Origin of the sequence: Bifidobacterium asteroides (assembly GCF_019469425.1) — a bacterium.
In the GTDB taxonomy this organism is placed as follows: Bacteria; Actinomycetota; Actinomycetes; order Actinomycetales; family Bifidobacteriaceae; genus Bombiscardovia; species Bombiscardovia asteroides_I.
In genome coordinates this window covers 419425-444614 of sequence record NZ_CP048272.1, presented here as the reverse complement: position 1 = coordinate 444614, position 25190 = coordinate 419425, and the positions used below count along the sequence as shown (strand labels likewise).

The 25190-nt window shown below is 60.4% G+C and carries 16 protein-coding genes and 2 tRNA genes; 2 read left to right on the top strand and 16 right to left on the bottom strand.

Annotated elements, in window-relative coordinates:
- Positions 1 to 85: 85 nt before the first annotated feature.
- The 4 genes from GYM67_RS01635 to leuC all read right to left on the bottom strand — a co-directional run bounded on the left by GYM67_RS01635 (position 86) and on the right by leuC (position 6164).
- Positions 86 to 2773, bottom strand: coding sequence for a CPBP family glutamic-type intramembrane protease (locus tag GYM67_RS01635; RefSeq protein ID WP_220236832.1), 2688 nt, complete (start codon positions 2771 to 2773; stop codon positions 86 to 88).
- 169 nt (positions 2774 to 2942) lie between these two features.
- Positions 2943 to 3902 carry a CPBP family intramembrane glutamic endopeptidase gene (locus tag GYM67_RS01630; protein WP_220236831.1) on the bottom strand — a complete coding sequence of 320 codons (960 nt, stop codon included), beginning with the start codon at positions 3900 to 3902 and terminating at the stop codon, positions 2943 to 2945.
- 114 nt (positions 3903 to 4016) lie between these two features.
- Entirely contained in the window at positions 4017 to 4703 is a 687-nt protein-coding gene (gene leuD / locus GYM67_RS01625; RefSeq protein ID WP_220236830.1) for a 3-isopropylmalate dehydratase small subunit, read from the bottom strand.
- 57 nt (positions 4704 to 4760) lie between these two features.
- Positions 4761 to 6164 carry a 3-isopropylmalate dehydratase large subunit gene (leuC, locus tag GYM67_RS01620; protein WP_220236829.1) on the bottom strand — a complete coding sequence of 468 codons (1404 nt, stop codon included), beginning with the start codon at positions 6162 to 6164 and terminating at the stop codon, positions 4761 to 4763.
- Positions 6165 to 6299: 135 nt separating this feature from the next.
- On the opposite strand from leuC, the gene GYM67_RS01615 reads away from it, so the two are divergent.
- On the top strand, positions 6300 to 7100 hold the full coding sequence (locus GYM67_RS01615) for an IclR family transcriptional regulator (RefSeq protein WP_258561538.1): 801 nt from the start codon (positions 6300 to 6302) through the stop codon (positions 7098 to 7100).
- 16 nt (positions 7101 to 7116) lie between these two features.
- Here GYM67_RS01615 and GYM67_RS01610 read toward each other — a convergent pair whose 3' ends face one another.
- Positions 7117 to 8583, bottom strand: a complete 1467-nt coding sequence (locus GYM67_RS01610; protein ID WP_220236828.1) for a metallophosphoesterase family protein — start codon at positions 8581 to 8583, stop codon at positions 7117 to 7119.
- A 252-nt stretch (positions 8584 to 8835) separates the two neighbouring features.
- Here GYM67_RS01610 and GYM67_RS01605 point away from each other — a divergent pair, with 252 nt between their 5' ends.
- Entirely contained in the window at positions 8836 to 9795 is a 960-nt protein-coding gene (locus GYM67_RS01605; protein ID WP_220236827.1) for a polyprenyl synthetase family protein, read from the top strand.
- Between the two features lie 210 nt (positions 9796 to 10005).
- Here GYM67_RS01605 and GYM67_RS01600 read toward each other — a convergent pair whose 3' ends face one another.
- From GYM67_RS01600 to GYM67_RS01550, 11 genes are all read right to left on the bottom strand, one after another.
- The gene (locus tag GYM67_RS01600; RefSeq protein ID WP_220236826.1) at positions 10006 to 11499 is read right to left on the bottom strand and encodes a cytochrome ubiquinol oxidase subunit I; all 1494 of its coding nucleotides are present in this window, start codon (positions 11497 to 11499) and stop codon (positions 10006 to 10008) included.
- A 261-nt stretch (positions 11500 to 11760) separates the two neighbouring features.
- Entirely contained in the window at positions 11761 to 13662 is a 1902-nt protein-coding gene (gene cydC / locus GYM67_RS01595; protein ID WP_258561537.1) for a thiol reductant ABC exporter subunit CydC, read from the bottom strand.
- The gene (locus tag GYM67_RS01590) at positions 13640 to 15610 is read right to left on the bottom strand and encodes an ABC transporter ATP-binding protein/permease (protein WP_258561536.1); all 1971 of its coding nucleotides are present in this window, start codon (positions 15608 to 15610) and stop codon (positions 13640 to 13642) included. Before GYM67_RS01590 ends, cydC begins: the two co-directional genes overlap by 23 nt.
- 60 nt (positions 15611 to 15670) lie before the next feature.
- A complete protein-coding gene (gene cydB / locus GYM67_RS01585; protein WP_220236825.1) occupies positions 15671 to 16723 on the bottom strand; it encodes a cytochrome d ubiquinol oxidase subunit II in 1053 nt (350 codons plus the stop codon).
- Positions 16724 to 17024: 301 nt separating this feature from the next.
- Positions 17025 to 18200 carry an NAD(P)/FAD-dependent oxidoreductase gene (locus GYM67_RS01580; RefSeq protein ID WP_220236824.1) on the bottom strand — a complete coding sequence of 392 codons (1176 nt, stop codon included), beginning with the start codon at positions 18198 to 18200 and terminating at the stop codon, positions 17025 to 17027.
- A gap of 316 nt (positions 18201 to 18516) precedes the next feature.
- A tRNA-Gln gene (locus GYM67_RS01575) sits at positions 18517 to 18588 on the bottom strand.
- A gap of 41 nt (positions 18589 to 18629) precedes the next feature.
- Positions 18630 to 18702, bottom strand: a tRNA-Glu gene (locus GYM67_RS01570).
- Between the two features lie 68 nt (positions 18703 to 18770).
- Positions 18771 to 20297, bottom strand: a complete 1527-nt coding sequence (gltX, locus tag GYM67_RS01565; RefSeq protein WP_220236823.1) for a glutamate--tRNA ligase — start codon at positions 20295 to 20297, stop codon at positions 18771 to 18773.
- A 56-nt stretch (positions 20298 to 20353) separates the two neighbouring features.
- The gene (gene nrdG / locus GYM67_RS01560; protein ID WP_220236822.1) at positions 20354 to 21076 is read right to left on the bottom strand and encodes an anaerobic ribonucleoside-triphosphate reductase activating protein; all 723 of its coding nucleotides are present in this window, start codon (positions 21074 to 21076) and stop codon (positions 20354 to 20356) included.
- A 69-nt stretch (positions 21077 to 21145) separates the two neighbouring features.
- On the bottom strand, positions 21146 to 23542 hold the full coding sequence (gene nrdD, locus GYM67_RS01555) for an anaerobic ribonucleoside-triphosphate reductase (RefSeq protein WP_258561586.1): 2397 nt from the start codon (positions 23540 to 23542) through the stop codon (positions 21146 to 21148).
- Positions 23543 to 23892: 350 nt separating this feature from the next.
- The gene (locus tag GYM67_RS01550) at positions 23893 to 24876 is read right to left on the bottom strand and encodes a substrate-binding domain-containing protein (protein WP_220236820.1); all 984 of its coding nucleotides are present in this window, start codon (positions 24874 to 24876) and stop codon (positions 23893 to 23895) included.
- Positions 24877 to 25190: the final 314 nt, after the last annotated feature.

The following is a 25190-nucleotide window of genomic DNA, read 5'->3' as shown; positions in this document are numbered from 1 at the left end:
GATCCTCCGCAGGTTTGGCCGTTCAGCACCGACCTCCAGCTGGTCCAAGTCTACGCCACCAGCGGCGGCACCTATGCGTCATGCTCTAGAGCAGGCCGGGTACGAACTTGAAGATTGCCAGCAGCAGGCAGAGCAGCAAATAGAGCAGGAACCAGGGCTGCCTCCAGGACGCATAGGTCCCCCTAGGGGCTCGATAGCGCCGCCGGTAATCCAAGAGACTGGCGCGGTGCAGGAAGAACATGAGCAACCCAGCCAGCATCAAGACCAGAGCCACTGCCAAAACCAGCAGACGGGCAGTTCGCGAGGCGCTCATCAGATAACGGTTGGGCAGACCGCTGAAGAGCAGATCGCCGACCACACGGGCTCCGATGGCCCAGATCAGACCATACTCCAGGGAGCAGTATCCCAATGCCAGCCCCAGCAGGAAGATCCAAAGCCCAGAGACCGGATCACACTGCAGCAGGGCGCAAAGCAGGGATGAGGTCAGAATGGCAAAGACCCGGCCAAACCGACGCAGTCCGTTGAGGATGATGCCGCGGAAAACCAGCTCCTCAGCCAAGGGAACCGCCAGGAGGGCATACAGGGCCATCATCGGCGAGGACGCGCCTGTGACCAGCAGGCTGCGCGAGGCCAAGGAGGGGATGTGAAGAAGCAGACAGAAGTGGTTGAAGAACTTGTTCAGTTCATGGACCATCCCCTGGCTGAGCAGGAGAACTGCTATAAGAGCCAGCAGAGCCGCCAGCGTCATTCTTCTATCTGTGCGCCAATGGACGGCGTCCTCTCTTTGCCGATCCTCACCTCGAATAACGCTCCACTCTGAAATGCAGGCATAGGTCAGCGCCAGCAGGACCGACAGGAGGGTGATTCCATCGGATAGAAAGGCTATGGATCCGGGGTCTTTGACCTGTTCCATGATGGCAGGCAGAATCATCCCCGAACCGACCATGAGCACCAGAACGGATATGGCCAGGTAGACGAAAGCGAAGGCGGCCTGCCCGTTGACGGCATGAAGAACCCCCGAACTGGCTGTGTAGGCGGTGGACTTTTGGGCAGCGGGCTTAGCCGTCTGCGATTCTGCCCGACCTTCGGATTGGGCCGCAACTGCAGCAGCTGGCTTGGCAGCATCAAGTTCACTTGGAACAGCAATCGGCTGTGAACCGACCGGCACCGGACGGCTTGCGCCTGCGACGGGTGCTGCCGAAGCATTGGAAACGCCCCTGGGGGCTGTCGGCTCGACTGAAGGACGGGTGCGGTTACGAGCAGATCGCCGCTTGGACGGCCGACGGGCTTCTCCACTTCTTTCATGGCCTCTGGCGGGAAGGCCGAGATGAAGACCCCCGAAACGCTTGCGAAAACCATGCGAAGAGCCGGACGGCTTGGTTGCGTCCGTCGCGGCATCCTCGGTCTCGGCCGACTCGGCCTTGGCAGCCACGGCAGCTGCAGCAGCCTCGGCAGCCTTGGCAGCAAGAGCTACCGAAGCACCCGGAGAGGATGCGGACGTCGGCGAAGATGCAAACTGGACGACCGACTGCGTCCCTGGAGCTGCGTTCACAGCCTCAGAAGTTCCGGAGGGAGCAGACTGAACGGCAATGCCTTCTTGGCCGGTCTGCAGGGGCTGACCGACACGATCCTTCTGCGCGAGCGCAGTCCCCTGTCCGTCAATAGTCTTTGACGAAACGACCCGACCACCGGAACCGTTACCGGCGACTGCAGTAGGCTGGACAACTACCCGTGGAGTCGAACAGACCCGACGTCCATGATGATCGGCTTCGCTGACCGCGGATCGTGTACCAGCATCATTCTCCGCTGGAGCCGACGAACCAGTGACCAGGGAATCCCAGTCCGCATCCGAGCGACGGACAACGACTGGTCGGTCGGCGAATACCACGGAAGTTGCAGGTGCAGAGACCTCCGAACCCGGTTTCGCAGACATCGAATCCTCAGAACCAGAGGCCGATGGCGTTCCGGCCGTGGTCACCGATTTGGGTTCAGCTGTATCGACTGAAGAAGGAGCGGGAGCAGAAGCTTTTGAAGACTCCTGCTCAGCCTTCGAAGGTGCCAGAGCAGCTGAATTGACGGCATTGGCAGATGACGCAGGAACAGATGAAGTCTTGGCCACGAAAGCTGCAGGTTTGCCTGCACGGGTGCTTGCGGAGGGCTTACGACGCTTGGGCATATTCCAAGAGAAGACCGGACCTTTGTTCGTCTCGGGCTTGGTCCAGGACCAGACGACCTTGACCGCAGGCTGCTCCTGCTGTGCCGGGGTCTCTTTGGCCGTCCCGGTGGCCCTGGAAGCCTCCAGCTCTCGACGAACCACCACGCGCCGCGGGGACGGCTCCTGGCTAGAATCCTTCCCGCCGTGCCCATCAGCTGGCAGGCCTGTCGGAAGAAATGCGGGAACTTCCGGTTGACTGGCCATGGTGACCGAGTTCAAAAAATTATAGGATCCGGGAAGCACCGAAGGTCGTTCACCGACTGGCAGGGCACCCTTGTGCCCCTTGCCACCGGCTCCTTCATCACCCAGAACCGCCGTCTTCCTATGAGCTATCCGCCCCGGGTAGGCCAATCCATCATCCACGGCCTCCCCCGGCAGGCTCAAGGGTGGCAGGTCGACGGATCCTTCCTCATAATCCCAGTGGCGTGCGTAGTCCTTGCTGGCACTGTGGGTTGCGGTCATGAGGGCAATAGAGGAGCGCGACACTTTCCAGCGCCCCTGATCGCTTTGGGCATCGGCAGACTCGCTGCCGCTGCTGCGATCCTCATCATCCCTCATCCGTCGATGATCCTTCCCCTTCATGCACTACCGTACGGCCGTCAAGGACGTCCAGCGACACGAACCTTTCCCCGTCTTCTTATCATGACACCGCACATCCGAGTCTAGCCCGACCCCGCCCTTCCCTCGACAGAACCCCGACAACGGGCCGGCATTATCGACTGCCCGGTCAAGCCAGCCCCGGCACGAATTCGCTCAGGGCCATCAGCAGGCATGCCAGGCAGAAGAGCAGGAACCAGGGCGCCTTCCAGGAAGCGTATATCCCCTTGGGAGCGCGATTGCTGCGGCAGTAATCACGGAGAGCCCTAATCTTGAACAGCAGTCCGACGACTCCGGTCAGCAACACCAGGATCATGAGCAGACCTAGGCCGATGCGAACCACCTCGGGTGCCAGGGACATGTACTTGGCCAGCAGACCTGAAGAGAAGGCATTGTTGAGCATGTGCACCAGCAGGGACCAGACCAGCCCGTACTCCATGGCCAGATAGCCCAGAACCAAGCCGGAGATGAAACCGAACAGACCCTGAACCAAGGAACCATGCATGAAGCCGAAAAGCAGAGAAGAGGTAATAATGGCAAATACTCGACCAAAGCGGCGCAGGCCGTTCATGATGACCCCGCGAAAGACCAGCTCCTCGGCAAAGGGCCCCAAAAGAATGCCATAGAAGAGCATGATCGGCGTATCCATGCCCCCGTCGTCAGACGCGGTCGGCGGATGCAGACCAGTACCGGAGAGAATGGCACTTAGTCCGGAGTTAGCCGCCCCGGCCACAAGCTGACTGAGGAAGAAGCAGGCCAGGGCGATGATCAACGCCAGCAGGCTGAATCTGCGCGCAGTGACCCAACGCACCTGGTCCTGGCCATGCCGTTCATGGCCTACGATGACCGGCCATTGACTGATCAAGGCAAACAGCAGGGCCAGCACCACGGAGATAACCACTGTCCAGTCCGACAAAGGACCGTTGTACTGCTCCTTGGAAGCGTGTGGGAAGAGAGCAGGCAGAACCACCTTGCCTCCCAGAAGGCCTGCCAGAGTCTCAATGGCCACATAAATGAAAGCAAAAGCACTTAGGGCATTCACTGCCTGTCTGACGCCCCAGTTGTGCACATCGCCGCTGCTGTGCCTCATGATAATCGCCCCTCTTTGTTTGCCAGCCGGTCACAGTCGACCAATGACTGGCACATTCCATGGTAGGCGAAGAGGGAGCGAATGACTTTCATATAAAGGCGCTCGGCCCGTCGGTTAGATGATGCCGCGGTCAGCCAGGGGACCAGGCCAGTCGATTTGACTCTCCCTGGCTGAAGTGACTGGCTCTTCGGGCATGTGCCGGGCCGGCAGGGTACGCGGCTTGAAAGGGAATCGCTCAGCCCGCATGCGCTCATAGGCACGGATGTCATCCTCGTGCTGCAGGGTCAGATCGATGTCGTCGTAGCCGTTCATGAGCCGCCATCGCACATAGTCGTCCACCTGGAAGGGCAGGGTCACATCCGCGCAGGTAACCGTGCGAGCGCCCAGGTCCACGGTCATCTCGGCGCCGGGGTCCTCCTCCAGGAGCTTCCAGAGCAACTCCACTGATTCCTGGGGCATGATGGCGGCCAGGACCCCGTTCTTGGCGGTGTTCCCATAGAAGATGTCAGCAAAACGGGGGGCGATGACCACGCGGAAGCCATAGTCCCGCAGAGCCCAGACCGCATGCTCGCGCGAGGATCCGATGCCGAAATCCGGCCCGGCCACCAGGATGCGGGCACCTGAATATTCGGGCCTGTTGAGTATGAAATTCGGATCCCTTCGCCAGGCGTAGAAGAGCGCATCTTCGAAGCCGGTCTTCTGCACCCGCTTCAGGAACACGGCGGGGATGATCTGATCAGTGTCGACGTTGGAGCGGCGCAAGGGCACCCCTACCCCGGTTACAACGGAAAGTGGCTCCATGATAACCTCCTGCCTTCTGGATGGCGATGACGATGACGATGGCGAACGATTGATGACTTACAGATCGGCCGGGGAGCAGATGGTTCCCTTGATGGCCGTCGCAGCAGCCACCTCGGGCGAGGCCAGATGCGTCCTGCCGCCCTTGCCCTGACGACCCTGGAAGTTGCGGTTGGATGTGGAAATGGAACGTTCCCCCGGCACCAGCTGGTCGGGATTCATTCCCAGGCACATGGAGCAGCCGGCGTTGCGCCATTCGGCTCCGAAGTCCTCGAAGATGCGGTCCAGCCCCTCCTTCTCGGCCTGAATGCGAACTCGCGAAGAGGCCGGCACCACCAGGACGCGATGGAGGTTCTTGGCCTTGTGATGCCCCTTCATGATGGCCGCTGCCGCGCGAAGATCCTCGATGCGTCCGTTGGTGCAGGAGCCAATAAACACGGTGTCCACGGCGATGTCCCGGATGGGCATCCCCGGCTTCAGCCCCATGTAGTCGATGGCCTCCTGGGCCGCCTGGCGCTTAGCCGGGTCGGCGATCTTTTCTGGCACAGGCACATCAGCTGCGATGGGCAGGCCCTGTCCGGGGTTGGTGCCCCAGGTCACGTAGGGGGTCAGCTGGTCGGCATCCAGGATGACCTCCTTGTCGAAGGCTGCATCCGGATCGGTGGGCAGAGTCCGCCAGTAGTCCAGGGCCTGATCCCACATGGCCCCCTTTGGGGCGTGCGGCCGACCCTCCAAGTAGGCGAAAGTGGTCTCGTCGGGTGCGATCATCCCAGCCCTCGCCCCGGCCTCTATGGACATGTTGCAGATGGTCATGCGCGCATCCATAGACATGCGCCGAATGGCGTCACCCCGATATTCCAGAACGTGCCCTTGGCCGCCGCCAGTGCCGATCCTGGCTATGACTGCCAGGATGACATCCTTGGCGCTCACGCCCGGCTTGAGCTGGCCGCGGACGGTGATGGCCATGGTCTTGAAAGGCTTCAGACTCAGGGTCTGGGTGGCCAGAACATGCTCCACCTCGGAGGTTCCGACGCCGAAGGCCAAAGCCCCAAAGGCCCCGTGGGTCGAGGTATGCGAATCGCCGCAGACGATGGTCATGCCGGGTTGGGTCAACCCCAGAAGGGGTGCAAAGGCATGGACGATGCCCTGGTCCGCATCTCCCAATGGATGCAGGCGGACCCCGAACTCGCGACAGTTGCGCTCCAAGGTGGAGATCTGCAAAGCCGAGACCCTGTCGGCGATGGGTCGATCGATGTCGATGGTAGGGGTGTTGTGGTCCTCGGTGGCTATGACCTGGTCCAAGTGGCGGATCTTCCGGCCTGCCAGACGCAGTCCCTCGAAGGCCTGTGGACTGGTCACCTCATGCATGAGCTGCAGATCGATGTAGATCAGATCGGGCTCGCCTCCCTGGCCCTTCCTGACCAAATGGTCAGCCCAGACCTTTTCCGCCATTGTGCGTCCCATATCGCCTCCTACAAGCCTGCACCGGCCAGGGCGCCAACCTCGCCGGCTCCCCGTCGGCCTTTCATCACCGAGTATGGAACTGCCCAACGATTATGAACTTTTGCATTTCATATACTGAGATGGCATAATTCAACCATGGACACACCTTCTAAGAACGACGACAGATTTCCTTCGGCGAATGATCAGAACCTGCATCAGGAGGAGATTCATTCGGGCGTCGGCGTTCTGGACAAGACGGTGCGGATTCTGGATACTTTGGAGACCGGACCCATGACTCTGGGCCAGCTGGTCAACGCGACCGGATTGGCCCGACCCACGGCCCACCGACTGGCCATCGCCTTGGAGCGCCACCGTTTCGTGCTGCGGGACGCGCATGGCCGCTTTGTCCTGGGCTCCCGCTTCGCCGAGCTGGCCGCTGCCGCCGGCGAAGACCGCCTGCTGACCGCCTCAGGGCCCATCCTGCATACACTGCTTACCCGTTCGGGCGAGTCGGCCCAGATTTTCCGCCGCCAAGGCGAGGTCCGGATCTGCATCGCCGCAGTGGAACGCGCCTCCGGCCTGCGTGACTCCATCCCCGTAGGCGCTCTGCTGTCCATGGAGGCCGGGTCGGCTGCACAGATTCTGCTGGCTTGGGAGGAGCCCGAGCGCCTTCATCAGGGTCTGAGACATGCCAAGTTCAACACGGCCACATTGGCCACGGTCCGCAAGCGCGGCTGGGCCGAGTCCATCAACGAGCGAGAAGAGGGGGTATGCTCCATTTCGGCCCCAATCCGCAACGGATCCGGACAAGTCATGGCAGCCATATCCATCTCCGGGCCTGTCAACCGCATGTCCACCACGCCGGGAAGGCGATACGCCCCTCTGGTCATGGCCGCTGGCAAATACCTGACCGAAGCCCTGCTGCGGGCCTCATCCCCCGCCCATCACAGGGTCTGAGCGGATTCCTGGCTCTTCATGGCCGCCTGGTGGAGCGCCAAGAGGCAATCAGCCCCGCCAGGGCCGTCAGGCCACCTGCCAGGAATCCGGGACGACGCAGCAGATTGACCGCATCCCCAGTAGAGGTAGGCACATGGCTCATGGCGAAGGTATAGACCTTGTGGGATCCGGGCCGTCCCACCAATTGGCCGAATTCCAGGAGTTGGGTGCGCGGATTATGGGGATGGCGAATGTCGAACTCGAAGAGCCGTGCCGCCCGCTTGCCGGGCACCGGTCCATAGGAGCCAAATCCGCATGTGGGCGTTGCCCCCAGAGTCAGGTCACCACTGCGTCCGACGAAGCCATTGCGATGGTCATGCCCGGCGAAGAGAGCAAAGTAGCCGCCGTCGCGGGTCAGCAGGTCATACTCCCCGCTGTCCTCGTCCGGACAGGAGACGCCCTCGCCCAGGTAGGAGCCCGGGCAGGTGCGCGATTCATCCAGGATGTAGCAATGGGAGTCGAAGCTTCGGTAGCCCTGGACCGCATAAGCCGTAGTGGCCGGCACTGGCTTAAGCAGATCATAGAACTGGGGAATTGGCATGTGCTGGAACACCATGGATCGGTTGCCTAAGAGATCCGGGACGGCCGCCAGGAAGTCCAGGGCCTGGGCCGAAGGCGGGCCATAGCCGCCGGAGCGGGCATAGTCGCCGGAGTCCAGCAGGACCAGGCCCATGACCACCCCATGACCGTCGCAATCCGCCACTGGCAGAACGAAAGTGCCTGGGGCACAGACGAAGGCCGTCTGGGAGGGCAGGGCCGATCCGATCAACGCGTGGACCCGATCCGGATGGGCGACCGTAGCCTCTGGGTTCAGACAACCGGGCACTTCCCGGTAGATGGCATCCATCTGATCGGTGTCTAGGCCGCACTGGAAGTCGTGATTGCCATAGGTAACAACGAAGGGAATCCCCCGTTCTACCAGCGGGCCGGTGATCAGACCGACGGTTCTGCGGACCAGGTCCTCGGTGTGCTTGATATTCTGCCGACGTACAGGCTCGGCACCCCTGCCGGTCTCTCCATGCTCCGATCCCCGGCGGCCCGCAGCCGCTTGGCCATTCTGGGGCTTGGAGGAGCGCCTCAGCGAGGCTCCCCCCAGTCCCAGGGCGCCGCCCATGCTCAGACCTGCTGAGTAGATGCCATCCAGAGGAGTACTCCAACGCCTTTTGCGGAAGGTGTGCTCGTAGGCCGTGTCGTAACCGGCCACCTGGTTGCCCGAGAAGATCACCAGATCAGGTCTGGCTGCATCACAGGCCGCGCCTATCAGCCTGATCGTGTCCGTAGAGACCTTGGGGCCCTCCTGGACATCGGCCAATTGCAAAAGTCTGAACTTGCCCGAGTGATGGAACTGAAGTCGCCCTAACCGGGCCGAAACGGACAGCGGTCGATCATGCCCTGCCTCGCCGCCTTGTGGGCAGGCCTGATACGCGTGGTAATGCTGACTCATATATCCCAGCCTACTTCACCTGGCTTCGGCCCTCGCCCGATCTGTGCAACCACTTCCCAGAAATGGCCCGTGAAGATGGCATCCTTCGTCCTAGGTCGGAGGATTGCCGCAGCGCGGTGGCAGAGTGGTGTGAGATTGGCCACATTGGCCACAGCGGCAGCCAGGACCGGGCCAATGATCTCCAGGCATGGTCTTGTACTTGGTATATTGAATATGTTGCGGTTCTCAACAAGCGAGAGGGAGCATACCTCCATGGCAGAAGGACAAGGGCTCCTGTTGCGCAAGGATCTTGAGCGGGTCGTCGACCGCCTGCACCAAGAGCGCACCCATGTGGCTCCCTATCAGGAGGATTACCGTCGACTGCTGGACAACCACGGCAAGATGATCCGAGCCGCTATGGTGGTCCTCTTTGCCCGAGTCGGCACCAGCACTGAAGGACTGGTGGACGACACTGTCATCACCGGCGCAGCCGCCATCGAGATGCTCCATCTAGCCACGCTGGTTCACGACGACGTTCTGGACAATGCCCCCATCCGCCGCAACAAGCCTACGGTCCACACCATCCGAGGCAACAAGGCCGCCATCTATCTGGGAGATCTGATCCTCTCGCGCTACATGGAGATCATGGCCTCCATAGCCCCTGATACAGCCTTTATCAGGGAGCAGGCCGGCACAGTCTGCGAAATTGTAGGCGGGGAGCTTTATCAGGAGTCCGACCGCCACCACACCCAGATAACCATAGACGACTACGACCGAGCCATCTCCGGCAAAACGGCGGCCCTCTTCCGCCTGGCCTGCCTGACCGGGATCCGCCTCGACGGCCAGCCAACCGACCCGGCACTGGAACGGACTGCCCGAAACTTCGGCAGTAATCTGGGTATGGCCTTCCAAATCATCGACGACATCAATGATTTTGATCTGGATCACGACACCGGCAAGCCCAAGCTGGAGGATATCCGCGATGGGATCTACACTCTGCCGGTTCTGCTGGGATTCCAGGAGGATGAAAACTTCAGAACACTGGTCCAGCAAGACGATCCTGTCCAGGTGGTCGCCTACTTCAGAAGCCATCCCCACCTGATGGAGAGCAGTCGGCAAACCGCCAGGGACTATCTGCGGCGTGCTGTAGACAGTCTGGAGGATTCCCCCGTGGCCAAAGGCGTGCGCGACCTGCTTCAGGGCATGGCAACTACGATAACCGCTCAGATCTGACCGAATCGGCACTACCAAACGAGAGGGAGCGAAGCCGGTCGGATATCATGCATATGCCGAGCATTCGCCAAAACATTCGCTTCATGCTCGGGATTGCCCCCCACTGACGCCAAGGCCTGATGACAGCAAAGCCCCCGTCCCGAACCGTGAGGTCCGAAACGGGGGCTTGCCGAAGGGGAAGAGAGGGTGGGCCAGCTAGCCAGCCAGCCGTCAGGCCAAGGCCACCCGGGCGGGAGCGCCATGCACCTTGGCAGTCTGCGGCCCATTGCCGTCATCCGGCCGGTAGAAGGGTCCCTGGTGCAGGGTCCTCCTGGTATAGAAGACCATGACTCCGCCCAGTACCAGGAAGAGGAGGAAATAGACAGTGCAGGTGAAGAGCAGGTTTGGCACCGTGCTCGTCGGCGAGACTCCATCGGCAATGGTCTGGAAACCGTAGACCAGCCATGGATATCGTCCAAGCTCCGTCACCAGCCAGCCGCTGGTCGTGGCCACGAAGGGGACGAAAGTAAAGATACCCATGATCCAGAGCTTCCAACGAGTAGTGAACAGCGTGTTCTTTTTCTTGCGGGTAAACCAAAGCACCAATGCGGATATCAGAGCGAAGGCAAAGCCGACTCCGGCCATCAGGCGGAAGACCCAGAAAAGGGTGGCGGCCGGTACGTAGTAGTTCATGTCCTTGCCATACTTGGCATCATACTTCTCGTGCAGCTCCTTGTTGATGGTGTTCATGCCCTTGACGGCCCCTGTGCTCTTGCCGTAAGCCAGTATGGACATGGCGCCTGGAACCTCGACAGACCCGTCGACCTTGTGATCCTTCTCGTTGACCAAAGCCACAACCGTCCAGGGGGCAGGATCGCCGGTATCCTCGTAGATGCCCTCAGTGGCGGCCAGCTTCATCGGTTGATCGGTCACGATGTACTTGCCCTGCAGATCACCATAGGTAATCACGCAGATGGAGCCGATCAGCCCCATCAGGGCGGCCAGACGGATGGACTTGGTGAAGAAGTTGACCTTGGCCTGCTTACCGGAGTCAGCCTCTACAGCAGCCACGGCCTTATCCTTGTTGCCCAGATGCATCCTCAGCAGGCTGAAGGCGCTGCAGCCCATGACCACAAAAGCCCCTGTGCAGACGGCAGCGAAGAAGACGTGGGGGAATTCTATCCATAACTGGGGGTTGGATACCACGGCGCCGAAATCGGTCAGACGCACATGGCCGGTGGCCTGGTTGATCTCGAAGCCGACCGGATGCTGCATAAAGCTGTTGGCAGCCAGAATCCAGATGGCCGACATGGATGAGCCCAGGAAGGTCAGCCAGATGAAGACCGCATGCACAGCCGGCTTGAAGCGGTTCCAAGTGAACATCCACACACCGATGAATGTGGATTCCAGGAAGAAGGCCAGCAAGGCTTCGATGGCCAATGGGGCACCGAAGATATCACCCATGAACCTGGAGTAGTTGGACCAGTTCATGCCGAACTGGAACTCCTGGATGATCCCAGTGACCACGCCGACTGCGAAGGAGAGCAGGAAGATCTTGGACCAGAACATGGTCATCTTCTTGTAGACATCCTTCTTGGTCACCACATAGATGGTCTCCATGATCGCGACCGCCAGGGACAGACCGATGGTCATAGGGACATAGAAGAAGTGGAATATCGTCGTCATGGCGAACTGGAATCTAGACAATCCCAATACAGTGAACATCGTTCCTCCCAATCTCTGCAGTGATTCGTCGGGCGTGAGTGCACGGCTCGAATCCGAACGGATTCAAATGTGACCGGACTTCTTACCTACGAAAGCCTTTTGGCCCTCCGGCTTAGCGATCCTGCCGCTTCTCCGGGCTTCGGCTTCCATACCGTACAGTCCATGAACTGTCGGCATGCAACAACTAGCAGGGAAGCCATCCGCCAAGATCGACGACCTGGCAACCGCGCAAAGCTCACTGCCCGGAAAACAGCCTGATGGTCATTCAACAGGGTTCCGTCCATCCGAATCTGACTGCCAGTCCAAGTATATCCCTTGACCGTCGCTCTTGTCCACGTCCGAGACATCCATGCGATAAAGTTCACGGAAACGTGCGTTCTCCCGATACAGGTCGACCGGGCGCCCCTGCATGACGATGTGCCCGTCCTGCATGAAGATGACCTGGTCGGCCTCCTCCAGCCCCTGCAGGTGATGGGTCACCCAAAGGAGTGTGCGCTTTTGGCTTACTCTGAAAATCATAGCCATGAGCCGTCGCTCGGTAATGGGATCCAGACCGATGGTGGGCTCGTCCAAAAGAATGATGGGAGTGCGCTTGAGCACGATTCTGGCCAAGGCCACACGCTGACGCTGCCCGCCTGAAAGACGGCCGCCGGCCTCCTCCACCGGCGTGTCGATTCCCTGGGGCATGCCCGCAACGACCTTATCCAGCTGAACAGCCTTCAAGGCCTGGCGGACCTGATCGTCATCGGCCTGTGGAGCGCCCAGACGCACGTTGGAGGCAATCGTGGTATTGAAGAGGAATGCCTGCTGGTTCAAATAGCCGAAAAGCTCGGGACGCTGGTCCTGCAAGGCATCGACCGGTATTCCATTGATCAGGATGCGGCCACTGGTGGGGCGCAGGTCGCCCAGAAGCAGCTGAAGAACCGTTGTCTTGCCCTCACCGCTGGGACCGAGCAGGGCCACTCGTTGTCCACCCTCGATCCGCAGGCTGAAGTCGTCCAGCAACAGCGGGTCATCAGGCCCGTAGGAGAAACTGACATGATCGAAAACGATCGACCGGATCGGCCCCTCCAGCCTGGTCTGAGCACTGGCCGGAATCCGCCGGGACTCGACCCGCTCGGTCAGTTCATTCAGGTGGCCCAGAGAGTCCGTATAAAGGGGGACCTCAGCCACCGCCTGGGAGACCACGATGAAACAGTCGACCAAAGGAAAAACCGCCAGGACCACTGCTGCCGCGAAGTCCGCAACGGAGGTGGAACTGGTCATACGCAGATCCGCTCCAACGATCAGAGCCACCACCATGAGGGCGAAAATCATCTGGATGCCGCAATTGCGCCATCGTTCGAACCGCTTTTGCTGCCTACGGCCATTGGCGATGTCGTTGAAATCGTCGGACGCTATATCCACGAACCGCCGCCGGCGGCGGGTGATCACCCAATCCCCCAGGCCCATATAGCTCTCAGTTACAGCAGTGTACTGGTCCTGCCGCCTTGCCTTCTCCATGTCATAGCGCCCGTCTGAATAAGCCAGCGAGACCAGCGGGACCAGGATCAGGATCAAGGCGAAAAGCAGGAAGAGCAGGAGCGAGGTCAGCCAGGAGAAGACGCCTACGGCGATGGTGACCACCACCCACATAATATAGGCCACGACCGTGGGGAAGATGGTGCGCAGGTAGAAGTTCTCCAAATGGTCCAGGTCGTCCGAGAGCATGCCCAAAACCTCGCCCGTGCGTTCATGCTCGTTCAGGAAGGCAGCATCCTGCGAGAGGGTGCGATAGAGCTGAACCCGCAGCTTGGAGACTACTCGGAGCACCCAATCATGGCTCTTGATGCGCTCCAGGTACTTGAATGACGGCCGTCCGATGCCGAAGGCCCTGGTCAGGACCACCGGCACGTAGACTGCGAAGATGTTGAAGGGGTGACGGGCCGACCTGCTGATCAGGAAGCCCGAGGTGAACATCAGCCCGGCCGCGCAGACGAAGGTGATGGCCCCCAGGAAAAAGATCAGGGCAAGCAACCCCTTGTTCTGACGAAGGTAGGGCCAGAACCAATGATCCCGGTGCCAGATCTGCATGTAGCCTGACAGCCCGCGGCCGCGGCGGGAGGTCTTCGGCGCCCTCCTGCCGCCTTTTCCGGCGGCATCAGTCCTGCTGGTAGTCGGCAATCTGGTTCCCCCCCATCTCATTGATCAGATCATCCAAGGGCCCGCCCTGACCGATCAGCTCGTGCGGATCGCCTTGGGCTACAATCCGTCCATCCTCCAGCATGATCACCCAATCCATGTTGGCCAGCCAGTGCAGGCGGTGGGTGGCCAGGACGACAAGGTGCCCGTTCATGATGGGCAGCAGTGTCTGCTTCAGATCGTATTCCGTCTCGATGTCCAGGTGGGCGGTGGGCTCGTCAAACAACAGGATCTCGCGTGAGGGGTCCAAGACGCCCCTGGCCAGGGCGATTCGCTGAGCCTGGCCGCCGCTGATGCCACGGTTGCCCTCACCGATTCGGGTGTTCAGACCGTCGGACAGTGTTTTTAGCCAGTCGGTCAACCCGGCCTGGTCGGCTGCACGAGCCACCGCAGCATCGTCTGCATCCTGGTTGTAGAAGCGTATGTTGTCAGCCACGGTGCCATGGAAGATGAAGGGGTTCTGGGGAATATAACTGATGTGCCGCTGCCAGGCAGCCGCATTGCAGTGCTCCAGCAGATGACCGTCCAAGTCGATGCTGCCCGCCTTGGGCTGCTCAAAGCCGGCCAGCAAATCCATCAATGTGGACTTGCCTGCTCCTGAACGGCCGACGACGGCCACCTTGGAAAAGCCGCGCAGGTCCAGCTCCAGCCCGCTCAGGGCCAGGGGCTGCTCCTCGGCATCGCTGTCGACCCGGCGGACCTGTGACTCCGGAACATCCTCGACTTCGGTTCCTCGCGATGCTCCGGAATTGGATGCCACCGAAACCGGCATCCCATCACCGTCATGATCCTTGGATTCCTTGGGCTTATTGCTTTTCTTGCCGGTCTTTTGATTCTCGGATTTGGCCATGGCATCCATCTGCGCCCCGGCTGACGCATTGCTCTGCAACGGCTTGGGGCCAGGATAGGCGAAGTCGATTCCCTCCAGGTGCAGGTGGCTGTCCTGCTTCCACCCGGACCAGTCCAGCTCCTCCAAGCGCTTAGGCTCAGGCTGGGCCAGCATGCCTACGATGTCATCCAAGGCATTCTTGCCGTTCAGTGTTGCATGGAAGTCGTCTCCGAACTGGCGAATAGGCATGAAGTATTCGGGAGCCAGGATCAGGGCCAGCAGGGAGGGAAAGAGCTCCGCCTTGCCATCGATCAGGCTGTTGCCCAGGAAGACCGCCATGATCGCGATGGCCAAAGTGGCGAAGAAGTCCAGGGCAAAAGTGGAGGTCATAGCCACCCGGATAACGCTCATGGTCCTCTTCCGGAAGCGGTCGGATACCGAATAGATCTCGTCCTCGTACTCCTTGTCGATGCCCAGCATCTTCAGGGTCGGCAGGCCCAAGACCGTATCCATGAACCTTGTGTTGAGCTTTCGGAACTGGGCGTACTGTCGACTGGAGCGATCCCTGGCGGCCAGGCCCAGGATGACCATGAAGAAGATGAGCAGGGGCAGCATAAGCAGGAGAATCAGACCGGAACCTGCATCCTGTGCCCAGACCATGACCAGAACGATCAGGGGGATGAAAATGAGATCCATCAGCTTGGGCAGGACCGTCAACACATAGGTGCGCACCTGGTCGAGTCCGTCCACCAACATGGTGACGGCCGATCCTGTGCCGCGCTGGGCCAGAGCCGATGGGCCCAGCGAGAAGACCTTGTCCTGAATTCGGGGCCGCAGCTGCGCCACGACGGCATCGGCACGATCGGTGGCGATACGATCCTTGGCCACGTCGCAGAGCTGCCGACAGGTGTAGGCGACCAAAAAGATCAGCACTGGCGCCACCAGCACACTGAGGTTCTGAAGGTGCCAAATGCGCACCAGAGCCAAGGTAAGTCCATAGGCCTGAGCCACCACACCGATTCCCTGGACCAGGGACAGGCCGGCCAGCAGGCCCAGGGTGGACCGGACTCCATCGAAACGGAAGAGATTTTTGTCGATCAATGCATTACCCTTCGGATGTCCTCCGGTCCTGTCGGCGCTGTCTCCCCTGCCCCTTGAATTTCAGAGGGCCTCAGCCACGGTGGCCGAAGGGGCCACAGGCGAGTTCAGGTGGGCGCCATCGGTCTCCAGCCGCTTGCGCTGGATGAAGTAGCTCCAGATGAAGTAGGCCAGCATGATGGGCAGGAGGATGCAAAGCACCACAGTCATGATCTTCATGGTCAGCGGAGAAGCCGAGGCATCCTGGATCAGCAGGTCGTGAGCCGGATTGTCGGCGATCATCACACGGGGGAAGAGCCCGTTGAAGATAAAGGCGATGATGGCCATCAAAGTGATGCCCGAGCAGGTGAAGGCATAGCCGCCGTGCTTCTTGAAGACAGCAAGGTGGCCTCCAATGACGGATGCCAGAATGATCACAGTGATCAGCCAGGTGGACAGGGGGCGGGCCTTGTAGAAGTCGGTGTTGAAGATGGCCAGGAGCACAAAGACGACCAGTGCCGGATAGGCGATCCAATAGGCCTTCTCGCTGACGTTGAGCATCCGGCGTGAATCCATGGCTCCAAGCTTCAGACTTAGGAAATGCAGGCCGTGGACGAAGCTGAAGAAGACGACTGCTATGCCGCCTACCACGGAAAGCCAGTTGAACACGTCAAAGAACCCGGGCCAGGCATCGCCGTTCTTATCCATGGGAATGCCCTGGATCAGACTGGTCAGCATCATACCCAGGAAGAAGGGCGCAAATAGGGAGCCGATGAAGTTGGCCCACTGCCATACGCCACGTTCACGGCTGGTCAGTGCGTGGGAGGCGAACTCGAATGAGACTCCGCGCAGGATCAGGGCGACCAGCACCAGGAAGAGCAGGATGTAATACCCCGAAAAGAGGGAGGCGTACCAGAGCGGGAAAGCCGCGAACATGGCGCCGCCGGCAGTGATCAGCCAGACCTCGTTGCCGTCCCAGTGGGGGCCGATGGCCCTCATGAAGGTGGCACGCTCATCACCATCGCGGGCCACGAACCTGGTAGCCATGCCAACGCCAAAGTCGAACCCCTCGAGCAGGAGGAACCCTGCAAAAAGCAGGCCAATGACGAAAAACCACAAACCTTGTAGGAAACTCATGCTAATGCCACTCTCCTCTCGCTCCTGCCGATCCGCATACGGGCGCGGGATCTCCGCACTCCTGGCGGAAGCCGCAGTCGGCCGGGGTTTCCACCGGAATGAGAAGGAGCAGGAGGTAGTCAATCATATTGATGAACGCAGGGCCAATGGCAATCCTCGCCGCAAATGATCCGATCCGAGGCTGGAGCGGAACGAACATACTTTCCGTCGCAGACCGATGCGGCGACTTCCTCATGTCCTGAATCATGTTCGTCCTCCCCTCTTTCATCGCCTTGTCCCTTGCATTCCTTGAGACGCTGGTTCAGTTGCTCTCCAGCATGGTACGCACGTCGGCCAACTCAAGGACCGACCGCTCGTTGACGATCCACTTCAGGACCGAGACCATCCTGCCCCTGAGCTTCAGCGTCCCCATTCGGTCGATTTCGGCGACCCCGGCGTGAGGGCCAAGGGAGCACACAGTTCCTTCGCTCCGGAAGGTGAACCGCTGAGGCTCCTGCCCCCGCATTCTGGCAAGGACATTCGCGGCCGCGGTATCAGCCTGGGCCATCGAAATCTGTGCAGTAGTTGGGTAGAGCCGACCTGACTGGGGGTCGGGAACGGCGCTCACATCACCCACCAGGAACTCCTCTGGATGCTGCTCCACCGATAGGTCATCCCTGACCACTACACGGTTGCGCTTCTGATTATACCCTGAATCGGCAATAACGTGGCTGCCACGTACGCCCGTTGTCCAAATGATCGTATGGGCCTTGAACTCCTGGTCATTGGAGACCACGGCACCTTGCTTGACCTCGGTGATAGGGGTCGAGGTGTGGAAGTTGACTCCCCGCTTGCTCAGATAATCCACAGCCCAGTCGACCAGGTCCTTGCTGAACATGGGCAGAATCTTGGGCGACGCCTCTATGCAGTCCACCTTGACCCGATCCATGGGGAAGCCCAGGCGCTTCGAAAGCTGAGGCAGCCGATAGACCAGCTCGCCCAGGTACTCGATGCTGGTGAAGCCCGCGCCACAAACCGCTATGCTCAGGTCCAGCGGATCATGGCTGGTCTGGTAGCGGGCCAGCGTCTGCTCCAATTTCCTGCGGGCTGCCAGAGCGGTGTCCACGTCCACGATGGGCCATCCATGCTCTTCGGCCCCCTTGATGCCGAAGGTTTCGGACTCGAAGCCCAGGGCGTTGACCAAGTAATCGTAGGACAGGGGATCGTGATGCTCCAGGCTCACCCGATGGCCGTCCTGATCAATGCCGACCACCTTGTCGACGATCAGTGTCACCGAATCAGGCAGAGACTTGCGCAGGTCGAAGACCACATCCGCTGGCTCCTTGGTTCCCGCCGCCAACTGATGCAGCTGGGTGGACTCGTAGTGGTACTCATTCTGGTTGACCAGCACCACATGGGCATCCGTCTTGGCATGAGCCAGCCTCTTGACCACGCGAAGGCCCGCATAACCGGCTCCCAACACCATGATTGTCGTCATGTTCACGCACCTTTACCAAAGAAAACCGTACAATGACTCAAACACTGGGTGATGCCGCCCGATCAGCCGATGACCGGGTCCATCACTCAAACTTCTATGCTCAACGTATCAGATTCCACCATCGGAAACTCTGACATGACTGCCTGCCGGGCCTCCTCTTTTTGTTTGCTTGCTCACACCGCGGACGACTCTCATGGACACGACCGGCCGCCTCTTTGGAAACCGGAAGCATTTCTGAGAAACGCAGCAATACGCATACAAGAAGAGCGGAACATCGTTTCGATGCTCCGCTCTTGGGGACTCTGAATCCCTACTGCTGGGGTACCTGGACTCGAACCAAGAATGGATGAACCAGAATCACCTGTGTTGCCAATTACACCATACCCCAATTGGCTGTGCGACAACCGCTTGGACGATTGCCACATGTCGTACCCCCGACCGGATTTGGACCGGTGTTGGCGCCGTGAGAGGGCGTAGTCCTAGACCGCTAGACGACGGGGGCTTCACTTTTCGCCGCGTACGAACCCGGTTCAGCAGGTCAGTAGCACAACAAAAAAGAAATATACCCGCTCAGAGGTTTTGGCGCAAGTTGGCCATCCTCCGGAGTGTTGTGCTCTTGCCCAAGATCTCCAGGGACTCAAACAGGGGTGGCGAAACCCGCCTTCCCGAGACCGCCACCCTGACCGGCCCGAAGGCCAGTCGGGGCTTATAGCCGCCCTCATCCACCAGCGCCTGAGTGAGCAGGTCGTGCAGGTGATCGGTTTTCCAGTCCTGGTCGGATACATCATCCAGAGCGGCAATGGCCAGGTCCAAGACTTGTCCAGCGGAGTCCTTGAGCTGTTTACGGGCATCCGGCTGGGGCTCCAGGTAATCCTCCTTGCTGAGCAGACTGCCTACCATGCCGGAGACCTCGCCCAGCAGACGTACGCGAGGCTGGACCAGGGGGGCGGCAGCGGTCAGGATCCGCTGCTCACGATCGCTCAGGTCCTGCCAGCGCTCAGCACTCACCAGCCTGTCGCGCCTGAGGTAGGGCAAGGACCGGTTCAGGAAGTCCTGTGGCTCCAGCATGCGAATGTGCTCGGCGTTGATAGCTACTGCCTTGTCGATGTCGAAGTGGGCCGGATTGGCCTTGACATCCCGGATGTCAAAGTGCTCAACCATCTCATCCATGGAGAAGACATCCCGGTCGGGGCCAATTGACCAGCCCAGCAGGGCCAGATAGTTGAGCAGACCTTCCGGAATGAAGCCGTGCTCCCGGTGCAGAAAGAGGTTGGACTCAGGGTCGCGCTTAGACAGCTTCTTCTTGCCCTGGCCCATGACATAGGGCAGGTGCCCGAAGAGAGGCATGGCCCGGGCTATGCCCAGCTTCATCAAGTAACGGTAGAGGACGATCTGCCGGGGGGTGGAACTGAGCAGGTCCTCGCCGCGCAGGACCACATTGATGCGCATCAGGGCATCATCCACCGGATTGGTCAGAGTATAAAGTGGATCGCCGTTGGGGCGCACAATCACATAGTCGGGCACGGACCCGGCCTTGAACTCGATATGCCCGCGAATCAGGTCGTCAAAGGCGATGTCCTCGTCAGGCATGCGGATGCGCAGGGCGGGTCGCCGACCCTGGTCGCGGAAGGCCTGACGCTGCTCATTGCTCAGGTCGCGGTCATAGCCGTCGTAGCCGAAAGCCGCCGGTCGACCAGCGGCCAGGTTACGCTCCTTGATCTCCTCGGCAGTGGAATAGGACTCGTAGGCGTAGCCGGCATCCAGCAGCTGCCGGGCTACATCGCGGTAAATATCGCCACGCTCGGACTGCCGGTAGGGGCCATCCGGTCCGCCGACCTCCACACCCTCGTCCCAGTCCAGCCCCAGCCACTTGAGGGCCTCCAGAATCTGCTGGTAGCTCTCCTCGCTGTCGCGCTGGGCATCGGTGTCCTCGATGCGGAAGACGAAGGTACCGTGCGAGTGCCGGGCCTGGGCCCAGTTGAAGAGTGCGGTTCGAACCATGCCCACATGCGGGGTGCCGGTCGGCGAGGGGCAGAAGCGGACCCTCAGATCCTTGGGCAGGTCGGGTTTGGCGTCGTGATCATGCTCATCAGTCATGACACCCATTGTGCCCCGGCAAGGCGACGTAGACCAACTCAGAGCAGGAGCCGGTATCAGCCCCGCTGCTGCTCTTGCTGCCTGTCCTTGCTGTAGGTCTCCGGAATAAACCTGGTCTGGTCATGCAGCTTGGGCCAGATGACCACCTGGCCCTGCTCCAAGGAACGCGGCACATCGATGATCCGCTGGTTGTCCGAGCCTCGGAACTGGAGCAGGCTGTTCTTCCGATTCTCCAAGTAGCGTCCGTCCACCAGCACGTCGAGGTAGGAGATCAGCTGGGCCTTGTCCGGGGTCTCCCCCGGCCGGTTCAGCTCCTCCCATGTATAGCCTGTCCAGCACCAGATATCCTTCTCATGGCCGAACTCGCGCCGGATCCGCTCCGAAAGGCCGAGCAGCATGGGGGTGTTGAGCAGGGGCTCCCCGCCCAGGTAGGTGATGCCCTGCACATAGGACAGCGACAGGTCCTTGACAATGCGGTCCTCAAGCTGCTGGGTATAGGGGTGCCCGGCGCCGAAGTCCCAGATGGAAGCGTTGTAGCACCCCTGGCAACGGAAAGGGCAGCCGCTGACGTAGAGGGAGCAGCGGATCCCCTCGCCGTCGGTCATGACCAGACGCTTGTAGTCCGCCACGATTCCTCGACTAAGCCGACGGCCGTCCCACTGGCCGGCCCTGGGATTGTTGGTCAGCTCAGAGGGGATCCCTGGACCGCGCCCCTGCTCATCAGCAGCGAAGTCACGGTGGCCGCCTGTCTTTCTCATGGCTCCCTGTTTGTCCATCATCTGGTCCTCCTCATGACAATGGCGGGCCGCAAACTACCCGGCCCGCCATGTACTGCGCCTCTTCAGAGCCTATTCGGCCTTGTCGTCGAACCACTCCTTGGTGGATCCGTCCTTGAGGACCACGTGGCCGGTCTCGCCCTCCATGTGCTTGACGCGGTGGGCGATCTCCTCGTGCCTGCCGTGGACCATGGGCCGCTGGACTGGGTTGCCCAGGTAGCCGCAGGTGCGCTTGGTCACGTTGCACTTATCGGGGTCGTCATTGCCGCATTCGGGGCATTTGAAGCCCTCTTCAGTGGGCTCGAAGTCGCCCTCGTAGCCGCAGACGAAGCAGTGGTCGATGGGGGTGTTGGTGCCCAGGTAGCCGATGCCGATGTCGTAGGCGTAGTCCCAGACCGCCTCCAGGGCCTTGGGGTTCTGCTGCATGGATGGGAACTCGCAGTAGTTGATGAACCCGCCCGAGGCCAGGTAAGGGAAGTCCCGCTCGTAGCTGAGCTTCTCCATGGGCGTGGGCCGCAGCCAGACCGGGTAGTGGAAGCTGTTGGTGTAGAAGTCGTGGTCGGTGACGCCGTCGACTACGCCGAACTTCTCCTTGTCCATCCGTGCGAAGCGGTCAGTCAGCGACTCGGCCGGAGTGGAGTAGACCGAATAGTGGTACCCCTCAGCCTTCTCCCACTGCTTGCAGAGCTGGTTCATCCGGCGCACAATGCTTAGGGCGAACTCCTTGCCATCCGGATCCCAGGAGTGGTCCTTCATCCAGTCCTTGCCGTAGAAGACGCTGGTGGCCTCATAGAGTCCGATGTAGCCCAAGGAAACAGTGGAGCGGCTGTTGCGGAAGAGGGTGTCAACGCTGTCGGTGGGCTTCAGCCTGCCGAAGGCGCCGTACTGGTAGAGGGTGGGGGCGTTGATGGGCGTGGCCTGCTTGCAGCGCATGATGCGGAACTGCAGAGCATGGTGGGCCACCTCCATACGCTGGTCAAAGATCTTCCAGAAGCGGTCCTTGTCGCCGCGGGACTCCAGAGCGATGCGGGGGATGTTGACGGTCACGACACCAAGGTTCATGCGACCGTCCTCTTCGTCCTCCCCCGTCTCGGGATTGGTCCAGGCCTGCAGGAAAGAGCGGCAGCCCATGGGGGCCTTGAAGGAGCCGGTGATCTTGACCAAATTTTCGTAGAAGACCACGTCAGGGTACATGCGCTTGGTCGAGCACTCCAGAGCCAGCTGCTTCATGTCGTAGTTGGGATCGCCCTCGTCCGCGTTCAGCCCATGCTTGATGGTGAAGACCAGCTTGGGGAAGATGGCGGTGTGGCGGTCCTTGCCCAGTCCGCGGATGCGAATCAGGAAGATGGCCCGCTGAATCTCCCTGGCGAACCAAGAGGTGCCCAGGCCGAAGCCCACAGTGACGAAGGGTGTCTGACCATTGGAGACACGGTTGGAGTTGATCTGGTACTCCATGGTCTGCATGGCATCGTAGATGTTCTTGCGAGTCAGGATCTTGGCATAGACCTGACGCAGCCGAACAATCTGCGGAGCGTCCAGATCGAAGGGGGCATCCTCGCCAATGGGAGCACGATCGTCCAAGTGGAGCCAGTCAGCTTCCCGGGCCTTGAGGCCGCGGACGACATCCTTGGCCACATCAATAGGCTCCTCGTCCGGCAGAACAGCCTCAGCCATGGAATAGTTCTTCTTGTAGTCCAGACGCGCATACCTGTCCAGCATCTCGTCACAACGGTTGACGGTCTGACCGCCGTACTGGGAGCCGGCAATGTCCTTGATGATCTGGGTGATCTGCGTAGCAGCGGTGCCGATGGACTTGGGCGAGTCCATCATGGCGTTGCCCAGCTCGAAACCATGGGCCAGCATGTCACCGAAGTCGGGCAGGGAGCAGTTGGTCTCAGCAGTAAAGGGCGAGTAGTCCGCGTCGTGGAAGTGGATGTCGCCCTTCATGTGGGCGTTGGAGACATCCTTGGGCAGCATGGCGAAGGCCGAGGCCTTGGATACCGCGCCGGCCAGCAGGTCGCGCTGGGTGGCGTAGACGTTGGCGTCCTTGTTGGCGTTCTCGCGCACCAGAGTCTCGTCCTTGCTGGTCAGACGATGAACGGCCTCATTGACATCAGTGGCCTTGGCCCGCTGAATGTCACGGTCAAGACGGTAGGAGGTATAGGAGCGAGCAATCTCATAAAGATGGGCATTGACCAGGGCATGCTCGACCAGGGTCTGGATGTCCTCGATCTTGACTGGGTTGGTGTAGCGATCAGTGATCTCGGACTGGACGGTCAGGGCCATACCCCGGATCTGCTGGCGATCCTCAGGACTGACCTCGTGCTTGACATCCTTGAAAGCAGCTTCGATGGCGTTCATGATGTTGACAGGATCAAAATCGACGATCCGGCCGTCGCGCTTCTCGACCAGAATGCCGTCAACAGCATCGCGATCCGAAATGCCACGCTCCTTCACGCTATCGGTCATGACCTCAGTATCCATCGTCACTCCTCATACGGTTGTCATACGGTTACTCATGTGCGCTTGCTTTGGCGTTCCCGAATTCCATACCGGGAACAGCGAATCACATGTATGTCATTTTTGCTGACAGGACTTACTCTATCACGTCGTGACCACCATATGTAGTGTTTGATGATGATTCGTTTCCTACATTTAGTTGTTCCCGTGTTTGGTGGACTAAGTCACCAACAGCGGGGTCTGGACAAGGGCTGCAAATGGCCGAAGAGCCATCGGGGGATCATCTACAGGGACGACGCAGCCGCTCGACACGCACACATTTTGCCCAGCCCCGACCCCTGCATCAAGCAGGAACAGGCCTAAGCCAACAGACCCCGCGGCACAAAGAGGGTCTGGGTGCGCAGGCGGCGATCCACGCTCATGCCCTCCGGGGACTGCCGACCCGGCTCGATCATGGACAGGAGCATGTCAACCCCCTGGCGACCCATGCGGTCCACCTGCTGGGAAATGACCGACACCTGAGGACTGATCAGTTGGAAGACCTCCAGGTCGTCGAAAGAGACCAAGGGCACTCGCGAGCGCTGGTCGCCGTCCCACTCCATAGCAACGGCCTTGATGGCATCGGCAGAGTAGCCGAAGATAACGGCGTCCACCCCCTGACCAAGCAGGTGGCGCATGGTCGCAGCCGCCCGGGGGCGATCCTCGAAACCTTGGCGGACCACCAATCCCGTCAGCCCCTGACAGGCATCCACACCGGCCAGAAAAGCCTGCTCGCGCTCGCGGAAGGTATAGGAGCGGCTCTCTGGGCCCGGGACGAAAGCCACTCGTCTGCAACCCCTTGCTACTAGCGCATCCAAGGCTGCCTCCAGGCCAGGCACCGGGTCAGAATCCACCAGAGGAACACCGGGCAGGGTCCGGTCGGGACGGTCTACGAAGACCACAGGAAATTCCCTTGCCAACATGGTGCGAAGCATGGGCGAGGTGGGTCCGTCAGGCACGACCAGAACACCGTCCATATGCCGAGACAGAAGGATGCGGTAATAGTCCTCCTGCCTGCTGGCTTGGCAAGAGGACACGCCGATCAGGGGCGCGTAGCCTGCCGAGTAGAGCTGGTCCTGGACGGCGTAGACCAGCTCAGAGAAATAAGGGTTGCGAATGTCGGGGACCAGCAGACCTACGGCATGCGAGCGCGAGGATCGCATGGAGCGGGCTCGGCTGTCAGGGATGTAGCCCAGCTCCATGGCCGCCCTGCGAACCCTGTCCTTGGTAGGCGGGGAGATGCGCCCCTTGTTATTGAGCGCCTGGGAGACCGTGGATACGGACATGCCCGCTTGCTTGGCCACATCACTGATGGTCACCGACATGGGAACCCTCTCCGTCGAACCCTACCGAAATCGGTTGTCTTGCTCCTGACGAGACCGACAGCAGCCGGCCCGCGTGGATCTCTCGTGAGTCTCCAGTATACGGGCAAATGATGCAACCTTTCATCACGGCAAGGCAGGACCGGCTGGGTTGGACTAGAGTGGTCTTGTTCGCGCGGCTGGTGGCAGCAGCCGTGACACACATCGCAGAATTCCATCGGTCAAGACCGTACCGGATCGTCGCGCGGGCTCCTCACCTTCCCGTAGCGGCCCCGATGCGGATGGGCACCAGGAGT

Bases quoted from the DNA above. Each gene is read 5' to 3' on its own strand.
- GYM67_RS01635 (WP_220236832.1), bottom strand. From the start codon at position 2,773: ATGAGGGATGATGAGGATCGCAGCAGCGGCAGCGAGTCTGCCGATGCC.
- GYM67_RS01630 (WP_220236831.1), bottom strand. From the start codon at position 3,902: ATGAGGCACAGCAGCGGCGATGTGCACAACTGGGGCGTCAGACAGGCA.
- leuD (WP_220236830.1), bottom strand. From the start codon at position 4,703: ATGGAGCCACTTTCCGTTGTAACCGGGGTAGGGGTGCCCTTGCGCCGC.
- leuC (WP_220236829.1), bottom strand. From the start codon at position 6,164: ATGGGACGCACAATGGCGGAAAAGGTCTGGGCTGACCATTTGGTCAGG.
- GYM67_RS01615 (WP_258561538.1), top strand. From the start codon at position 6,300: ATGGACACACCTTCTAAGAACGACGACAGATTTCCTTCGGCGAATGAT.
- GYM67_RS01610 (WP_220236828.1), bottom strand. From the start codon at position 8,583: ATGAGTCAGCATTACCACGCGTATCAGGCCTGCCCACAAGGCGGCGAG.
- GYM67_RS01605 (WP_220236827.1), top strand. From the start codon at position 8,836: ATGGCAGAAGGACAAGGGCTCCTGTTGCGCAAGGATCTTGAGCGGGTC.
- GYM67_RS01600 (WP_220236826.1), bottom strand. From the start codon at position 11,499: ATGTTCACTGTATTGGGATTGTCTAGATTCCAGTTCGCCATGACGACG.
- cydB (WP_220236825.1), bottom strand. From the start codon at position 16,723: ATGAGTTTCCTACAAGGTTTGTGGTTTTTCGTCATTGGCCTGCTTTTT.
- GYM67_RS01580 (WP_220236824.1), bottom strand. From the start codon at position 18,200: ATGACGACAATCATGGTGTTGGGAGCCGGTTATGCGGGCCTTCGCGTG.
- gltX (WP_220236823.1), bottom strand. From the start codon at position 20,297: ATGACTGATGAGCATGATCACGACGCCAAACCCGACCTGCCCAAGGAT.
- nrdG (WP_220236822.1), bottom strand. From the start codon at position 21,076: ATGATGGACAAACAGGGAGCCATGAGAAAGACAGGCGGCCACCGTGAC.
- nrdD (WP_258561586.1), bottom strand. From the start codon at position 23,542: ATGACCGATAGCGTGAAGGAGCGTGGCATTTCGGATCGCGATGCTGTT.